Here is a 16,170-nt window from a genome sequence, read left to right as displayed (position 1 = left end):
ATCTTATCTTTAGGTTTATTCTTGGATATCTAGTATCTTATTAATATCCGTTATGTCGTCTGGGTAATATCTAGTATTGAGGTATCCGTTTTTAAGCGAGAGAGCCCCGTTAATGATAGGCATTTGTTTGTGTTGCCAATCATATACTCCTTTTGAATCAAGGTGAGCATCTAAATTTCCACGCACATCAAATTTATTGTATCCCAACGTACGAAACATCCTTTCAAGGTCAATCTTGGCACTTACATGGGCGTCTACATTGGGCTTGTTGAGCCCTTTTGCGTGGACTACCGCTTTTACATAATCCGGACCTAAATTGAAGAATAAAGTATCTAAATTAACTTCCAATTTTTCCGGATCTAAATTTGGCATCTTTGTTTGGAAATTAAGAAAAATATTAGAGGAAGTAATAGGCGCTTTATTATAATTGATTGAGCCTTGTCTAACATTCATATTAAATGCCATATCGGGTTTAATATTTTTAGATGCAATATATTGCCCTTTTAAGGTGAACAGCAAATTAATTAGCCCTTTCACTTCCGATTTATTCAACCAAGTAACATAAGCCGGCGGCAGTGCTGTAAATAGGTCGTTTAATTGACTACTGTCGGATTTGACGGTAAAGTCCATATTGTATCCATCACTTAAAAAATCAAAGCGGCCTTTAAAGTCAACAGGCAATTTGTTTATTTTTAAATCATTTTTTTTAAATACAAATGAAAGTGAATGTGTATTAATTTTTGTAATTAAGGAAGCATGAACCCTTTTGTTTTTTAAATATTGTTTTCCGTCATAACTTAAATTAAATGAGTCGATGCCTGCATTTGTTTGCAAATCAAAAACAGATTGATCTAAATCGCCGCTTCCTTTGTAATTGAAGCCTACGGAATTAATTAGGATTTTGGTTGAACTATCTCTATAGATAAGGTGACTATTGGAAATATTAATTTGTTGTAAATGCAAAGAAGTATTAGAAGGATTTTGGGAGGTACTGGTATCTTTTGATACATATATGTTGTAGTTGGCTTCCCCTTTAGGGCTTACCTCTACATTCATCAATGCTTTTTCTAAGTATATTTTATTGATATTTATATGGCCTCCAAAAATTAAAGTTTTCAGGTTGATACCCAATCCTATACTATTTGCAGCTAGCAGGGTATCTTGAGCATAGGGTGGTGAACCCTTTAAACAAAAGTCCTTTAGAGAGAGGGTTAGCGAAGGAAAATGCTTAAAGAAGGAGAGATTTGCCGTCCTAAAGTTTAGCTCAGCATTCAGCTTTTTATTGGCAAAGCTTTTTACTTCAGCTGTTATTTTCCCCGGAAAAAGCAAGGGTAATAAAAACATAAGCAATAGGATAGCTGTAATGGATATTCCTAAAATTTTAAAAAATTTTAAAAAAAAGTGAGATGCTTTTGATTGCCTTGTTTTTCCCATGTTGCAAAACTATGCTGTAAAGCCGTTCAATCCTCAATTTCATTGGAAAATAATTTTGGGATGGACCCGCTGTTTTAGTCATTTATTCTCGATTGCCTGCCTGAATAAATGCCCGGTAACGGCAAAATCATCCGAACATGTAGTGCCAGATAAATAAAATAGATCCCTAAATAAATGAATTAACTTTTTTTACCAAAAAACCACAGTATTTTTGTTGCATTGAAAAAGATAGTTTCCATATTTTTTCTGCTACTATATGCGTTTACCACCTCCGGGGCTTCGGTAGACATGCACTATTGTGGCAGTCAGCTTCAAAGTGTTTCTATTAGTATTTTTGAAGCTGACAATGGAATGAATTGCCTTTGTGACAATGCGATTTCGGTGAAGCACAACGGATGTTGTTCTGAAAAAAGTATTCATCCGCAGGTTTCCAAAGATCGACAGCTCATAACAAATGACTATAGTAATTATTTGAAACTACCATTTCAAACAATTGCTATTTCTCGGTTTCAACACATAGATTTATTTAGTAAAAACCAAACTCCTCTTAGCTTTTATTCAAACACGCCGCCTAATCTCTGGCGAAAAGTTCCTTTGTATAAACTCCTTCGGCGTTTCACATATTATGGTTAAAATATTGTGTATTAATTTTTATTAAACCCAATATTTTATTTTTAATTCATATAATAATGAAACAGATGATTGGCGCAATGGCGCTATTGTTATGTATCTCTACAAATTCTTTTGCACAGAGGAGCAATATTTCCTCTGATACGATTCATGTAGACGGTATTTGTGGACAATGTCAAAAGCGCATTGTAAATGCGGCATATATTAAAGGTGTTAAACACGCCGAGTGGAATGTACAAACGAAACAATTGATTGTTGTTTATTCCCCCAAAACCTCTTTAGATAAAATCGAAAAAAGTATCGCACATGCAGGTCACAATGCTGGTGTGGTAAAAGCTACACAGGAGGAATATAAAAAATTACCTAACTGCTGCGCATATAAAGAAGAAGTAAATGCACATGAGTAAAGTAAATTGTTTTGGACGAAATTTTTTCTATACTTGCTGCTTTATCTTTTCTGTCTCTGTTTGTAAAGTATCTGCGCAGGATACCGCAAACCACAGAGTACACGGGATGGTTTTAGATGCTATAAGTGGGACTCCTTTGGGTGGAGCAACTATTAAATTCTATAAAAATAAAGCAGGTATAGTAATAGCGAAAGACGGCAAATTTAACTTGGTCTTGTCCAAGAAAGTCGCACAATTTATTACAAGTTATAGCGGTTATAAAAATGACACAAGTTATGTGCCGCGAGACAGCACGACGCTTCTCTTATATCTCCAACCTTTATCTAACCTAAAAGATGTGTATGTAAAAAGTAAACCAAATAGTACTTCTATTAGTTTAATGGGGGCAATGAAGATGGAGAAAATCGGTCAAGGTGAATTATTACGCGCTGCATGTTGTAATCTTAGCGAAAGCTTTGAAACAACGCCATCAGTGGATGTAGGATATACTGATGCGGTAAGTGGCTATAAACAGATAGAAATGCTGGGACTATCTGGTACAAATACGGCTTTTACAAGAGAAAATATTCCGACCTCCAGAGGACTGGCATCTATTACCGGGTTGACATTTATGCCGGGTACTTGGCTGGAAGGAATTCAATTAAGTAAAGGCACAGGAAGTGTCGTAAACGGTTATGAAGGTGTTGCCGGGCAAATAAACACGGAACTAATAAAACCTTTTATGCCCGATATGCCCCTTATGGCTAACAAATACAAGCTAATTTTAAATGGCTACCAAAGTACGCAAGGCCGTTCAGAAGGCAATTTGGTATACAATCATCATTTTAAAAAAGGATTAAGTTCTAACCTATTTTTATATGGCCGTTCAGATTGGCGAAGAATTGATGATAATAAAGATGGTTTTATGGATAGCCCCATTGGGACTGTTTTGGTGGGTGCGAACCGCTGGTTTTATTTCGGCCCGAAAGGTTGGGAGTTTCAGGCAGGTATCAAAGGGGATTATTTAAAATCAACCGGGGGGCAATTGAATTATAAAAGAAACGAAAATGACGGACTATGGGGGTATCAAAATGATATAAACCGCGCGGAAGGTTGGGCAAAGATCGGCAAAGTATACGTTGATAAACCTTATCAGAGCATGGGCTTGCAATTGTCTGGTGTTTATCACCAACAAAAAAGCCTCTATGGCGCACGTAATTACGATGCGAAGGAACATAGCTTTTATGCCAATTATATTTTTCAATCCAGATTGTTTCATAGTGATGATAATGTGATAAAATTTGGTTCAAGTTTTGAGTTGGATAATTATGATGAAAAATATGTGAATACTGACTTTAGCAGGAGAGAAGTAGTACCCGGTATATTTACAGAGTACAGCTACAGTTATCTAACAAAACTTAATGTTGTAGCTGGTTTGCGCGTAGATCACCATAATTTGTTTGGCACGTTTGTTACACCGCGCCTGCATATTCGCTATGCACTTACCAATATGACTTCACTTCGACTTTCTATTGGTCGAGCGCAAAGAACGGCAAACATTCTTTCTGAAAATGCCGGTCTATTGGCAAGTAGCCGAAGCCTTGAAATTGATGGCAAGCCCATTAGTACTTTTGGCGGCAATGTCTATCCATTTAATCCAGAAACATCTTGGAACATGGGTGTCAATCTTACACAGAAATTTAAATTGAACTATGAAGAAGGTACTTTTTCGGTCGATTATTATTATACTGATTTTAAGAACCAGGTAATAGCAGATTTTGAGACGCCGGGTGCTGTTAATTTTTATAATCTTCAGGGGAAATCTTATGCGCATAGTTTTCAAGCGCAGTTGGACTATGAACCCATTCACAACTTTAACGTACGACTGGCTTACCGTCTTTATGACGTGAAAGCTATGTACGACCATACACTGAAGGCAAAACCTTTCGTTGCCAACAACCGTGGTTTTGTGAATTTGAATTATGCTACAAAGAATAATTGGTCTATAAACTATACAACCCAGTGGACAGGCAAAAAAAGGTTACCCCAATCTTTTGAATATGGGGAAAAATATTCACCTTCTTTCCTGACGATGAATATGCAGATAAATAAAAGCTTGATGAATGACGCTTTGAACATTTATGTCGGCGTCGAGAATTTAACCAATTATCGTCAAAACCCTTTAATATTGGACGCTGCTAATCCTTTTGGCAGTCACTTTGATGCATCTCAGGTTTGGGGACCCGTTATGGGAAGGAATATCTACATCGGCTTTAAGTGGAAAATATAGTTTGTTCACGCAGATAGAAATGTAAAAAGGTGCGAAATGTTTTGCACCTTCTTACATGACATTAATATTAATTTAACTGTGTCGTGTCAACTCTCGTTGGCGTGTCTTTTCCGTCTACGATGGAGGTTGAACTTGTGGCAATAGCTTTTATTATTTCCGCCATATTGTTCATATCTAAGGTACTTATTTCATCACTTACTTTGTGGTAGTTGGGTTCATTGTCCATTTTAGAAGTAGAAATGGTATGTGCCGGAACGCCCAATTTCGCCAGGGATGCGTTATCGGAACGATAAAAAAGGTTTTGATCTGTATAAGGGTCTGGATAAAATTTGAAAGCTGAACCTACCAGGTTTTTACATAATATTTTGCCCATATCTGTCTTGTCATATCCGGTAATATAAGCAGAATTTTTACCCCATTTACTTTCTGTGCCAATCATTTCAATATTAAACATGGCCACAACTTTTGATGGGTCAAATTGTTTGGAGAAATATTGTGAACCAAATTCACCAATTTCTTCTGCTGTAAAAGTTGCGAAGACGATCGTACGGGCGTTATTGTTTTTGACTTTAAAATAATTTGCCAGTTCCAAAACGGCTGTAGTGCCAGACGCATCATCATTTGCTCCATTATAAATAGAATCGCCATTAATTGCTTTACCTACCCCTAAGTGGTCATAGTGGGCAGAAAAAATAACATATTCATTTGGCAATGTCTTGCCCGGCAGGATGCCCACAACATTATTCAATGGCTTTTGGGCAACACTGTTTTCGAGATGAATATTAAATGTTTTGGCATCATTTGCACCAAAAATAAAGACAATAGAATTGCTTTTCGGGGTCATAGACTCTTTCCCCAAGTGCCTTAATATTGAACGATACCTTTCAAAAGAATTATCTACTAAAACGAGTAGGTTTTCTTTGCTTTTTAAAATTGCGCCGATCTTTTGACGAATATTATCGCCCGCGCTTAATTTAACAACGGTTATACTATCTCTTTCTGTTAAATCAACTTTGGGCTGAAAGGAGATTACGCCCATTAAAGAATCCGGAACTACAGTTCCATCAATTGTTACATTAGCCACCGTATTGGTAGATTTACTGAGGAAAAACTCCTGCCTGAAATTCTTGTCTCCGGGGAAAGGTAGTAGCCCTGTTTTTTGAAATCTATTTTCAATAAAATTGGATGCTTTTTCAATGTCGTTAGTGAAAGTTGCCCGGCCCCTTAAAGAGTCCGACGCCAAAACGTTTTCAATAGATGCTACGTCTTTGGCATTAATTATTTTATCTATAGATTGTGAATAGCCATAACTCAAGCCAAAGCAAAGCAAAGAAAATACAAGTATTTTTTTCATAAAAATGTATGTTAGGGATTTGAAGAATCGAATTCTTGGTTATACAAATCTAATACTATATGCGCTTATGACTTAATAAATTCTAGAATGGCTTTTTCTGTATCTTTACAGGCTCTTGCCAAATCATCATTTACAATAATTTCATTAAAATGGTCTTTAAATGAAATCTCATAAGAAGCCTTATTGATTCTTGTTTCAATTTGTTCCGGCGTATCTGTATTTCGTCCTTTCAATCTTTTTCTTAAGTCTTCAATGGAAGGAGGTTGTATGAAAATTGACAAACTGTCCTTTGGAAATTGTTTTTGAATATGCATGGCTCCTTTAATATCAATATCCAAAATAGGCGTTTTACCTGCTTGCCAAATTCTTTCCATCTCTGATTTCAAAGTGCCATAATATTTCCCGTCGTAAACCATTTCCCATTCTATAAATTCCTTAGCCTCTATTTTATTTTGGAACTCTTCCACTGACATAAAATAATAATCTACACCATTTTGCTCTTTGCCACGTGCTAAGCGTGTCGCCGCCGAAATGGAAAATGCCAATTGCTGCGGATACTTATCTAATAAATAATGGGCAATAGAGCTTTTTCCGGCCCCCGATGGCGCTGTGATGATGATAATTTTGTTCATTATTATTTAATATTATTTAAAAAAAATAAAAAGTAGCGAAGCCAATTTTGATGACCATCAATATAGGAATCTAAGGTACCATTCCCTTTAACCGTTATCAAGGCTGCAGATTAACGGAATAATCCATTAATGATTGTACCACATTACTTTTTCCTCCATTGGCGTAATGCGGCTGCCATTTCTTTTAGGTTCGTCACAATAGCCTAAATATAAAATGCCCAGCATGGTATCTGCTTCAAGTAAATTGAAATATGTTTTCATAGCGGGCTTTAAAATTTGCCCTCCGGTACTCCAGAAGGAGGATATAGCCAGGCATTCAGCCCCTAATAAAATATTTTGTACGGCGCAGGCGGTTGCGCATATCTCTTCTTTTACCTGTATATTGGGTTTCTCGCCACGTTTTGAAAACACTGCAATTATATGAGAAGTGGAGTTACCCTGATTGTAAAGTTTTTCATAAGTGGCTTTTAAGAAATTTTCTTCCGGCGTATTGTTTTTATACATCTCGGCGTGATCCTGGCAAAATCTCTTTACAGCATCATTGGCCATTACCACAAAGCGCCAAGGCTCCGTATGGCCGTGCGTAGGTGCCCAGTCTGCCAACATTAATATTTGATCAATAGTTGTTTTTTCTATTTTTTTTCCATTGAAATTTTGTGGTTTTATACTTCTTCTTTCCGTAATTACCTTAGATAGTGTTTCTATATTTGTCATTTTTTAATACTTGTATTTTTTTATAAAGTAGGAACATGGCACCAGGAAGGCTTCTTTATGTTCCTACAATTTTCTCAATAGAGAAAATAAAAGATTAAGTCATCTTCTGGTCGTTCTTTGCTTTTAAAGTGGTGTTATTCTCTGCATGCCAATTTTCTTTAAATTCGCCTGATAGAAGCGCCCAAGGCATTTAATCGCGTATCAATATTCTGATATCCTCTATCTATTTGTTCTATATTCTGAATAATACTGGTTCCTTCAGCGCTTAATGCTGCAATTAGCAAAGCCTGCCCAGCGCGAATATCTGGGCTGGTCATGGTAATGCCGCGCAGTTTATATTTTCTGTCAAGGCCTATAACCGTTGCACGGTGGGGGTCACAGAGAATTATTTGTGCGCCCATATCAATTAGTTTATCTGTAAAGAACAAACGGCTTTCAAACATTTTTTGGTGTACAAGCAAACTTCCTTTTGCTTGAATGGCCGTAACCAAAATAATACTCAACAAATCTGGTGTGAAACCAGGCCAAGGATTGTCGTAAATGGTTAGAATACCACCATCCATAAAAGTGTTTATTTCATAGTGGTCTTGCTGTTGAATGTGTATATCGTCTTGCTCGAAATCCATTTTTATGCCCAGCTTGGCAAACTTTTCTGGAATTACTCCAAGGTGTTTTATGCCGGCATTCTTAATGGTAATTTCACTTTGTGTCATTGCAGCCAGCCCTATAAAACTGCCTATTTCAATCATGTCCGGCAACATAGTATGGTCTGTCCCTGCCAGACTTTCTACGCCTTCTACTAAAAGCAGATTGCTGCCGACACCGGAAATTTTCGCACCCATTCTGTTAAGCATTCTACACAGTTGCTGAATATATGGCTCGCAGGCTGCATTATAAATTTCTGTTTTCCCTTTTGCCAATACCGCTGCCATCACAACGTTTGCCGTACCGGTAACTGAAGGCTCGTCCAGCATCATATCAGTCCCTTTCAACCCGGTAGTAGTAAACTCCAAGCAGAAGGTTTCTTTATTATAAAAGAAATCTGCACCTAATTTCTGGAAGCCAATTATATGAGTGTCGACTCCACGACGGCCAATTTTGTCGCCGCCTGGTTTGGGGATAAAAGCCTTTTTAAATCTTGATAACATAGGGCCGGCAAGCATTAGACTGCCGCGTAGTTTGCTGCCTTTTTCACGAAAAGCTTTCGATGAAATATAATCTACGTTGATATTGTCTGCCTTGAACTTACAAGTATGAGTATCTATACGATTTACTTTTACGCCCATTTCCTGGAGCAGTTCTATAAGTAGATTGACGTCTAATATATTGGGTATGTTTTTTATTAATACTTCTTCGGACGTTAATAATACAGCCGAAATAACTTGCAAAGCTTCGTTTTTTGCTCCTTGCGGTTCAATACTTCCGTGCAATTTCTTGCCACCAATTACTTCAAATGAAGACATATTCTTAGTTTTTCGTTAAGTGGCAAATTTATGAATCATAAGCAACAAGTTCTAAAAATTAATAATGAACTTTGAACAATGATAATTCTTATTTGATTTGGGTAATTATATGATGTCAGTTTTTTATATGTTATTTCCATAATAAATGAGAAATAGATGTGAAGATGATTTGCACATTCGAGATAAAAGAGAAAATGGCAAATATCGTCACATCTGAGTTTAAAGAGAAATGAAATGCGTACATTATATAAATGGGCAATTAGTACCGCTAAATAATATAAGTCGCACCTAATTAATTCGAAAGATATTTTCGATTTTTCTGACATTTTCAAAAAAATATTTTTTCATGTTTGCAAAAAGCAATTACCTTTGTTGTATGTTTTTAAAGAAGGTAAATATTCATTGGTGGTGGCAAGCAAACTCTACGTCGGGTATGTTTGAATAACATCGTGTGTTTTTACTAAATAAATAATGCAGTTAAAATAACAAAATATTCAAGCCTCGGCGATTAAGTTCGTTGGGGCTTTTTCTTTAATAAGAAATTTCAAAACAGTAAATAGGATGCATAAAATAAAATTAGAAACGCGTTGCAAAAAGATGCTCTCGGATATCTATACGCCAGTAGGTATTTACTTGCGATTGCGTGATAGATTTAGAGATACCGTTTTGCTCGAAAGTTCAGAATATCAGTCTGCAGAAAACAGCCGGTCCATCATCGGTATTAATGCTATTGGTGGCATTGAAGTGGGAGATTTGGGTCGTATTGAAATAAAATACCCTAATCATAAGCCAGAAAAAATAGCTATAAATAATCATTTAGAAGTCCCTGATTTGTTGTGGAATTATATGCAAAAGTATGATGTTCAAATCAGTGAGGAAAAGGCTGCTGCATTGGCGCAGGGCTTGTTTGGCTACGCATCTTATAATGCTGTACAGTTTTTTGATACGATAAAATTGAAATCTGCCAACAAGGAACCGGCGCGCGAAATTCCATTGATGCGCTATCGTTTGTATCAATATGTAATTGTAATTAATCATTTTAAAAGTGAAATGTTTATTTGCGAAAATATATTGCCCGGCGTGGATAGTGATTTGGATTCCATAGAAACGCTAATTCAAAGAAAAGATGTACCTGCTTTCCCATTTGCGTTAAGTGGATCAGAGAGTTCCAATAAAACAGATGCGCAGCATTTGGAGATGATTGATAAAGGTATCAAAAGCTGTTTACGCGGTGATGTGTTTCAAATTGTGTTAGGTCGTAGGTTTCAGCAGAAGTTTACGGGAGACGATTTTAATGTTTACAGAACCTTGCGTAGTATCAATCCTTCCCCTTATTTATTTTATTTTGATTATGGCGATTATAAGCTAATGGGTTCAAGCCCGGAATCGCAATTAATTATCAAAGAAGGAAATGCCGTTGTACACCCTATTGCGGGTACCTTTAAAAGGACGGGAAATGTTGCCGAGGATAAAAAATTAGCACAAGCACTATTGGCTGATCCGAAAGAAAGTGCTGAACATACGATGTTAGTGGATCTAGCGCGGAATGATTTGAGCCGGAATTGTGAAAATGTCCACGTGAATTATTTCAAACAAGTTCATTCGTTTTCCCATGTTTTACATATTGTAAGTGAAGTTTCCGGAGAGGTAAAAGAGGATACAAATCCTTTTGTTTTACTCGCAAACACGTTTCCCGCAGGGACTTTAAGCGGTGCTCCGAAATACAAAGCCATGCAATTGATAGATGAATATGAGAATGATTCGCGAAGTTTTTATGCAGGAACCATTGGTTTTGTTGGCTTTGATGGAAGTTTTAATCATGCCATTATGATCCGTAGTTTTATGAGCAAACACAATACATTGTATTATCAGGCCGGTGGCGGTATTGTGGCAAAATCGAATCCGCAAAATGAATTGCAAGAGGTGCACAATAAGTTGGGGGCACTGAAACAAGCATTGGTATTGGCTAATGAGATTTTCAAGCATTAAATCGATTTCCCACATTCAATCCATTTATTACTTTCAATATAACACTAATAATGAAATTACTTGTTTTAGATAATTACGATTCTTTTACATACAATCTTGTGCATATTATTGAACGCATTTCACAGCTAAAAGTAGATGTGTTACGTAACGATAAAATTGCCTTAGAAGAAGTAAATAAATACGATAAAATTGTTTTATCGCCCGGTCCGGGTCTTCCTTGTGAGTCGGGCATTTTATTAGATTTAATAAAAGAATATGCACCCACTAAATCTATCCTGGGCGTATGTTTGGGCGAACAAGCCATCGGAGAAGCATTTGGCGCAACCTTAAAAAACTTAACAGATGTTTTTCACGGAGTAGCAACCACCTGTACACAAACCGATGTACAAAGCCCTTTATTCAAAGGATTGGATCAAACTTTTACAATTGGCCGCTATCACAGTTGGGTAGTCAGTGATGAATGTTTCCCTTCGGACAAATTGGAAATCACTTCTCGTGATGAACATGGATTTATAATGAGTCTACGACATAGAGCTTATGATGTGCAAGGCGTGCAATTTCATCCGGAAAGTGTATTAACACCAAATGGTGAAACTATTTTAAGAAATTGGCTTTCTAGATAGATATGAAAGAACATGTAAAGATAGTGGCTGCTGAAAAAAGATTTGAAGGACGCGCAAACAGACAATTGATCTATCACGGCGGAGTATGAAAGTGGAGCAGTCTTTCTGAGGAGGCATTAAATAAAAAATTGTGGTATCCGTAGGAGTAGCTATAAAGGACGAAACGCTATGATCGGAAGATGGATGGCAGAAAAAAAATTCGGAAACAAAAAAATAGGCCGAGACATGATAAATAGCATTGAAGAGAGATAGCATAATTATTCAGGTTATGAATTGTTCACAGGGTATTTAAGTAAGAAAGACATTTTTTGTATAAAAGCTGGGTGATTACAAATTCTGAAGAAAAAGACAAACACTCATTTGGACTTACTTTTTAAGGGAAAAAAAGCATATTAAATTTATTCTAAAGCATAGCTCAAACAAATGAAAAAAATATTACAATACTTATTTGATTATAAGACGTTATCGCGCGAAAAAGCAAAAGAAATACTGATAGAGATTTCCAAGGGTATGTACAATGATTCAGAGATTACTTCTTTTGTTACCGTATTTTTAATGCGCAATATTACGATCGAAGAGTTGCAGGGCTTTAGCGAGGCACTTTTGGAGTTGTGCATAAAAGTAGATCTTTCGCAATACGAGTTATTGGACATCGTTGGTACTGGTGGCGATGGAAAAAATACTTTCAATATTTCAACATTATCGTGTTTTATTGTAGCTGGAGCCGGGCAGAAAGTAGCTAAACATGGTAATTATGGGGCCTCTTCTGTAAGTGGTTCGTCTAATGTAATGGAGCAAATGGGTTATCGTTTTAAAGCTGATGAAGTTCAGTTAAAAAAGGAATTGGATGAAGCGAATATCTGTTTTTTGCATGCTCCGGCATTTCATCCTGCCTTAAAAGCAGTAGCGCCGATTCGTAAAAATTTAGGCCTACGTACTTTTTTTAATATGCTAGGACCGCTTGTAAATCCTGCTAGACCCGCATTTCAGCTTTTAGGTGTATATAATTTAGAAATGGCAAGGATGTATAATTACCTATTACAACAACAAAATAGATCTTTTACGATTGTTCATAGTCTCGACGGTTACGATGAAATTTCCCTAACTGGTGACGCAAAAATTATTACAAATAACGGTGAAAGAATAGCCACTCCCCAAGAACTGGGGAAAAGACAGGTAGAAGCGTCTGCAATTTTTGGAGGTACCAGTTTAGAAGAGGCGGCCAAAATGTTTAAAACAATTATCAAAGCCGAGGGAACTTGGTCTCAAAATGCGGTAGTTATAGCCAATGCAGCAATGGCTTTGTATTGTACGGGAAAATATAAAACCTATGACGATGCATTTAATGCCGCTGTTGAAAGCTTAGAAAGTGGAAAAGCATACCAGAGTTTACAAAAATTAATAGGGCTGAACCAATGAAAAATATAAAGCTTGTTCCCGCAACTGAGAATGACTATGAACGAATGTATATAATAAAGGAGGATTCTATAAAGCGGTATGTGGAGAAAATTTGGGGTTGGGATGAAAGTGTTCAGAAAGATTTTTTGAAGGAAAATACCCCTTTTGAAGAAGTTGAATTTGTTTTATTCAATGGTGAGACAGCAGGTTTTTTACAATTACATGAAACATCTGGAGGGATATTTATTCAAAGTCTTTTCATTATAGAAAAATTTCAGCAAAAAGGAATTGGAAGTTACTTGCTAAAAGAAATTATCAGTGGTCGAAAATCAGTTTCGCTCGAAGTTCTGAAAAATAATGAGATTGCATTTGAGTTGTATAAGAAAATGGGATTTGCAGTTAAAAAAGAAGATGATTTGAAATATTACCTTACAAGAGAATAATAATGAAAAATATTTTAGAAGAAATAATTGAACATAAAAGATTAGAAGTTACACAACGAAAACGAGAACTGAGTGTATCTGAATTAATGAAAAATAGTGGATTTGAACGAAATCCGATCTCTTTAAAAAGTAGTTTGTTGGATAAATCAAAAACAGGAATCATTGCAGAATTTAAGCGGCAGTCGCCTTCAAGAGGTGTTATAAACGCGACAGCACAAGTAGCTGACGTTACAAAATATTATACACTAAATGGCGCAAGTTGTTTATCTGTTTTGACGGATGAAAAATTTTTTGGGGGCAGTTTGCAGGATTTAATAATTGCGAGACAAAATAATATCCCCATCCTTCGTAAAGACTTTATGATTGATGAATATCAAATATTGGAGGCACGCGCTTTTGGCGCCGACGTAATTTTGTTGATAGCAGCCTGCTTATCTTCGCGCCGCGTAAAAGAACTAGCCGCTTATGCTAAAAAATTATCTTTAGAGGTTTTATTGGAAATTCACGGTGATGATGAATTGGTTTCTGTATGCGAAGAAGTAGATCTGGTTGGTGTAAACAATCGAAATCTCAAAACTTTTGAAGTCGATATTGAGAACTCTATTCGTCTTTTGAATCAATTGCCTAAAGGTAAATTGGTCATTGCTGAAAGTGGTATCGATAATGTCGCGGTTGTAAAACAACTACGCAAAGCTGGTTTCAGTGGATTTTTAATCGGCGAAAATTTCATGAAAAATGAAAATCCGGGAGAGGCATTTAAAAATTATGCGAAACAATTAAAGCTGGCGGAAAATGAAAATTAAAGTGTGCGGAATGACGCAGCTGGCGCAAATTGAAGCTCTGAATAAATTAAAAGTTGATTTTATTGGCTTTATATTTTATCCCAAATCTCCACGCTATGCATTGAATCAATTAACTGAAGAAGAAATAAAACATATTAAAGGCGTTTTTAAAAAGGTGGGTGTATTTGTTAATGCCTCTGAAGAAGAGATTTTACATACTGTGGAGAGTTGTGGACTGGATATGGTCCAGTTGCACGGTGACGAGGCATCTCTTTTTTGTGAGAAGATTTCGGAGCGAGTTCCTGTTATTAAAGCATTTCGATTACTAAATAATGACGATGTCCTTTATAAAATTACTCCTTATTTAGACGTGGTAGATTATTTTATGTTTGACACAAATACGGAAAGTTTTGGTGGTTCCGGTAAAAAATTTGATTGGAATATATTACGGGATCTAGACATTAACAAGCCTTTCTTTATGAGTGGAGGTATTGGAGAAACAGACGTGGAAAGCTTATTATTATTTACTAAGCAAAATGTAGCGAAAGACTTATTTTCGTTGGACATAAATAGCCGATTTGAGGTATTACCTGGAATAAAAGATGTAGAGAAAATAGATAACTTTTTAGATGACTTAAAACGGATGCATGTATGAAACAGTTTTTACTTATCGTGATATTCTTTTTATTTGGTTTAACAGCTTTCTCTCAATTAAAGGTGTCTGAGGTAGAATCAGACAGTGCCGCATTGAGACTTGTTAAAGAAGTTAATTATTCTAAAACACAAGCACCTCAGTGGCATCATTTTTATTTAACTCAAGGTGACGAATGGAACGCTTATTATAATCTGACCAAAAAGCAACAGGGGGAAATTTCTGAAACAAATCATTACCTTAAATGGGTTAAGGAGGATATTAATAATGATGGCAAGGAAGATCTGATTGTGAACGGTTATATAGCTCGTAAGCCAGGTGATTGGTCCACTGCCACATTTAAAGTCATTGTATTTTTATCTCAACCAGGAAATCTATATATCGAACAGGATTTGCTTGACAGTCATTCAGCGAAATATCCCGCGTATTTTAATATCAATACTATTGATGGGAAAAAATATATAATACTTTATCGATGGCGGGTAGCTTTAAGTGAAAAGAATAAAGATCTCCCCATTACAATAGACACTTTGACTTACAAGAATCCGATAGACGCTTTTGTTAATTATTATAAAGAGCTTCGACAACCGGATATAGCGAAAGTGCAATATAAAGTTTTAGATGATTTTGCAGGTTCTTATCACGAGGGAGTCTTAGAAAACGATGGCAAGAAAAAAGTTGATTTATCTATTTATACGAAGCAATCTACCGATAAAAGCCCGCAATTATTGAAGGCTAAACTGAGCAAAAATTTGTGGATGCAATTAGATACATTAGTTCGGAGCGTTCCCGAAAAAGATTATAAGTTGAATCATCCACCTCAATTGACAAAAGATTTACTTCCTACGGCATTAACTATCTTTTATAGTGATGGCAGTAAAGTTAGGATAATAAATTATGGCGATGCGACTTCTTATACGCTTTCCGCCATTGATCAACTTTTTGAGTCCATTATTCAAAATACCTTTGATCAAATGGTACAAAGACGGCAATATGTAAATGAAATGATGGAAAATAATTGGTAATAAAAATAATTATGAATAAAATAGAAATAGACGAAAACGGGTATTATGGAAACTATGGAGGAGCTTACATCCCGGAGATGTTGTACCCCAATGTAAAAGAATTACAGTCCCAATATTTGAAAATAATGTATGAACCTTCTTTTCAAAAGGAGTTTCAATATTTATTAAAAGACTATGTGGGACGCCCTTCTCCATTATATTTTGCTGAAAGGTTAAGCGACCAATTAAGTAGTACCATTTACTTAAACAGGGAAGATCTTAATCATACCGGTGCGCATCATATCAATAATGGTCTCGGGCAGGTTTTATTGGCTCACAGGAGGGGCGAAACGCGCATCCTCGCAGCATCCGGGGC

The 16,170-nt window shown here is 36.2% G+C and carries 15 protein-coding genes and 1 pseudogene; 11 read left to right on the top strand and 5 right to left on the bottom strand.

All coding sequences use genetic code 11. The features are described 5' to 3' along the window. Window positions 1–15 precede the first annotated feature (15 nt). The gene (locus ACQR30_RS00800) at window positions 16–1,344 is read right to left on the bottom strand and encodes an AsmA family protein (RefSeq protein WP_429729882.1); all 1,329 of its coding nucleotides are present in this window, start codon (window positions 1,342–1,344) and stop codon (window positions 16–18) included. Between the two features lie 309 nt (window positions 1,345–1,653). Here ACQR30_RS00800 and ACQR30_RS00795 point away from each other — a divergent pair, with 309 nt between their 5' ends. Genes ACQR30_RS00795 through ACQR30_RS00785 form a run of 3 tightly spaced genes read left to right on the top strand, consistent with a single transcriptional unit; the run spans window position 1,654 to window position 4,740 of the window. Further along, window positions 1,654–2,067, top strand: coding sequence for an HYC_CC_PP family protein (locus tag ACQR30_RS00795; protein ID WP_429729879.1), 414 nt, complete (start codon window positions 1,654–1,656; stop codon window positions 2,065–2,067). A 56-nt stretch (window positions 2,068–2,123) separates the two neighbouring features. Continuing rightward, a complete protein-coding gene (locus tag ACQR30_RS00790; protein ID WP_429729876.1) occupies window positions 2,124–2,471 on the top strand; it encodes a hypothetical protein in 348 nt (115 codons plus the stop codon). After that, window positions 2,464–4,740 carry a TonB-dependent receptor gene (locus tag ACQR30_RS00785; protein ID WP_429729873.1) on the top strand — a complete coding sequence of 759 codons (2,277 nt, stop codon included), beginning with the start codon at window positions 2,464–2,466 and terminating at the stop codon, window positions 4,738–4,740. Before ACQR30_RS00790 ends, ACQR30_RS00785 begins: the two co-directional genes overlap by 8 nt. A 67-nt stretch (window positions 4,741–4,807) precedes the next feature. On the opposite strand, the gene ACQR30_RS00780 is transcribed toward ACQR30_RS00785, so the two are convergent. The 4 genes from ACQR30_RS00780 to murA all read right to left on the bottom strand — a co-directional run bounded on the left by ACQR30_RS00780 (window position 4,808) and on the right by murA (window position 8,903). After that, on the bottom strand, window positions 4,808–6,094 hold the full coding sequence (locus ACQR30_RS00780) for a M28 family peptidase (protein WP_429729870.1): 1,287 nt from the start codon (window positions 6,092–6,094) through the stop codon (window positions 4,808–4,810). Window positions 6,095–6,159: 65 nt separating this feature from the next. Beyond that, window positions 6,160–6,726 (bottom strand): guanylate kinase, encoded by a 567-nt coding sequence (gmk, locus tag ACQR30_RS00775; RefSeq protein ID WP_429729867.1) that lies wholly within the window; start codon window positions 6,724–6,726, stop codon window positions 6,160–6,162. Between the two features lie 126 nt (window positions 6,727–6,852). Then, window positions 6,853–7,440, bottom strand: coding sequence for a nitroreductase family protein (locus ACQR30_RS00770; RefSeq protein ID WP_429729864.1), 588 nt, complete (start codon window positions 7,438–7,440; stop codon window positions 6,853–6,855). A 158-nt stretch (window positions 7,441–7,598) separates the two neighbouring features. Beyond that, on the bottom strand, window positions 7,599–8,903 hold the full coding sequence (gene murA, locus ACQR30_RS00765; protein ID WP_429729861.1) for a UDP-N-acetylglucosamine 1-carboxyvinyltransferase: 1,305 nt from the start codon (window positions 8,901–8,903) through the stop codon (window positions 7,599–7,601). Between the two features lie 561 nt (window positions 8,904–9,464). Between murA and ACQR30_RS00760 the strand changes: the two genes are divergently transcribed. The 8 genes and pseudogenes from ACQR30_RS00760 to ACQR30_RS00725 all read left to right on the top strand — a co-directional run. Beyond that, window positions 9,465–10,892, top strand: coding sequence for an anthranilate synthase component I family protein (locus ACQR30_RS00760; protein ID WP_429729858.1), 1,428 nt, complete (start codon window positions 9,465–9,467; stop codon window positions 10,890–10,892). Window positions 10,893–10,942: 50 nt separating this feature from the next. Further along, window positions 10,943–11,515 (top strand): anthranilate synthase component II, encoded by a 573-nt coding sequence (locus ACQR30_RS00755; RefSeq protein ID WP_429729855.1) that lies wholly within the window; start codon window positions 10,943–10,945, stop codon window positions 11,513–11,515. A 423-nt stretch (window positions 11,516–11,938) separates the two neighbouring features. Beyond that, window positions 11,939–12,934 (top strand): anthranilate phosphoribosyltransferase, encoded by a 996-nt coding sequence (gene trpD, locus ACQR30_RS00750; protein ID WP_429729852.1) that lies wholly within the window; start codon window positions 11,939–11,941, stop codon window positions 12,932–12,934. Continuing rightward, entirely contained in the window at window positions 12,931–13,356 is a 426-nt protein-coding gene (locus ACQR30_RS00745) for a GNAT family N-acetyltransferase (RefSeq protein ID WP_429729849.1), read from the top strand. The genes trpD and ACQR30_RS00745 overlap by 4 nt, the downstream gene beginning before the upstream one ends. 2 nt (window positions 13,357–13,358) lie before the next feature. After that, complete coding sequence (trpC, locus tag ACQR30_RS00740; protein ID WP_429729846.1) at window positions 13,359–14,159, top strand: indole-3-glycerol phosphate synthase TrpC; 801 nt, start codon at window positions 13,359–13,361, stop codon at window positions 14,157–14,159. Next, complete coding sequence (locus tag ACQR30_RS00735) at window positions 14,149–14,793, top strand: phosphoribosylanthranilate isomerase (RefSeq protein ID WP_429729843.1); 645 nt, start codon at window positions 14,149–14,151, stop codon at window positions 14,791–14,793. The genes trpC and ACQR30_RS00735 overlap by 11 nt, the downstream gene beginning before the upstream one ends. After that, the gene (locus tag ACQR30_RS00730; RefSeq protein ID WP_429729839.1) at window positions 14,790–15,815 is read left to right on the top strand and encodes a hypothetical protein; all 1,026 of its coding nucleotides are present in this window, start codon (window positions 14,790–14,792) and stop codon (window positions 15,813–15,815) included. Before ACQR30_RS00735 ends, ACQR30_RS00730 begins: the two co-directional genes overlap by 4 nt. Before the next feature lie 11 nt (window positions 15,816–15,826). Then, window positions 15,827–16,170: pseudogene (locus ACQR30_RS00725) on the top strand (tryptophan synthase subunit beta); the annotation flags it as partial.

The organism is Arachidicoccus sp. (assembly GCF_050436765.1).
Taxonomy (GTDB): domain Bacteria; phylum Bacteroidota; class Bacteroidia; order Chitinophagales; family Chitinophagaceae; genus Arachidicoccus.
This window is presented reverse-complemented; position numbering and strand designations above follow the sequence as displayed.

Excerpts from the sequence above, each read along its gene's own strand:
- ACQR30_RS00800 (WP_429729882.1), bottom strand. The coding sequence starts at position 1,344 with ATGTTTTTATTACCCTTGCTTTTTCCGGGGAAAATAACAGCTGAAGTA.
- ACQR30_RS00790 (WP_429729876.1), top strand. The coding sequence starts at position 2,124 with ATGAAACAGATGATTGGCGCAATGGCGCTATTGTTATGTATCTCTACA.
- ACQR30_RS00785 (WP_429729873.1), top strand. The coding sequence starts at position 2,464 with ATGAGTAAAGTAAATTGTTTTGGACGAAATTTTTTCTATACTTGCTGC.
- ACQR30_RS00780 (WP_429729870.1), bottom strand. The coding sequence starts at position 6,094 with ATGAAAAAAATACTTGTATTTTCTTTGCTTTGCTTTGGCTTGAGTTAT.
- gmk (WP_429729867.1), bottom strand. The coding sequence starts at position 6,726 with ATGAACAAAATTATCATCATCACAGCGCCATCGGGGGCCGGAAAAAGC.
- ACQR30_RS00770 (WP_429729864.1), bottom strand. The coding sequence starts at position 7,440 with ATGACAAATATAGAAACACTATCTAAGGTAATTACGGAAAGAAGAAGT.
- murA (WP_429729861.1), bottom strand. The coding sequence starts at position 8,903 with ATGTCTTCATTTGAAGTAATTGGTGGCAAGAAATTGCACGGAAGTATT.
- ACQR30_RS00760 (WP_429729858.1), top strand. The coding sequence starts at position 9,465 with ATGCATAAAATAAAATTAGAAACGCGTTGCAAAAAGATGCTCTCGGAT.
- ACQR30_RS00755 (WP_429729855.1), top strand. The coding sequence starts at position 10,943 with ATGAAATTACTTGTTTTAGATAATTACGATTCTTTTACATACAATCTT.
- trpD (WP_429729852.1), top strand. The coding sequence starts at position 11,939 with ATGAAAAAAATATTACAATACTTATTTGATTATAAGACGTTATCGCGC.
- ACQR30_RS00745 (WP_429729849.1), top strand. The coding sequence starts at position 12,931 with ATGAAAAATATAAAGCTTGTTCCCGCAACTGAGAATGACTATGAACGA.
- trpC (WP_429729846.1), top strand. The coding sequence starts at position 13,359 with ATGAAAAATATTTTAGAAGAAATAATTGAACATAAAAGATTAGAAGTT.
- ACQR30_RS00735 (WP_429729843.1), top strand. The coding sequence starts at position 14,149 with ATGAAAATTAAAGTGTGCGGAATGACGCAGCTGGCGCAAATTGAAGCT.
- ACQR30_RS00730 (WP_429729839.1), top strand. The coding sequence starts at position 14,790 with ATGAAACAGTTTTTACTTATCGTGATATTCTTTTTATTTGGTTTAACA.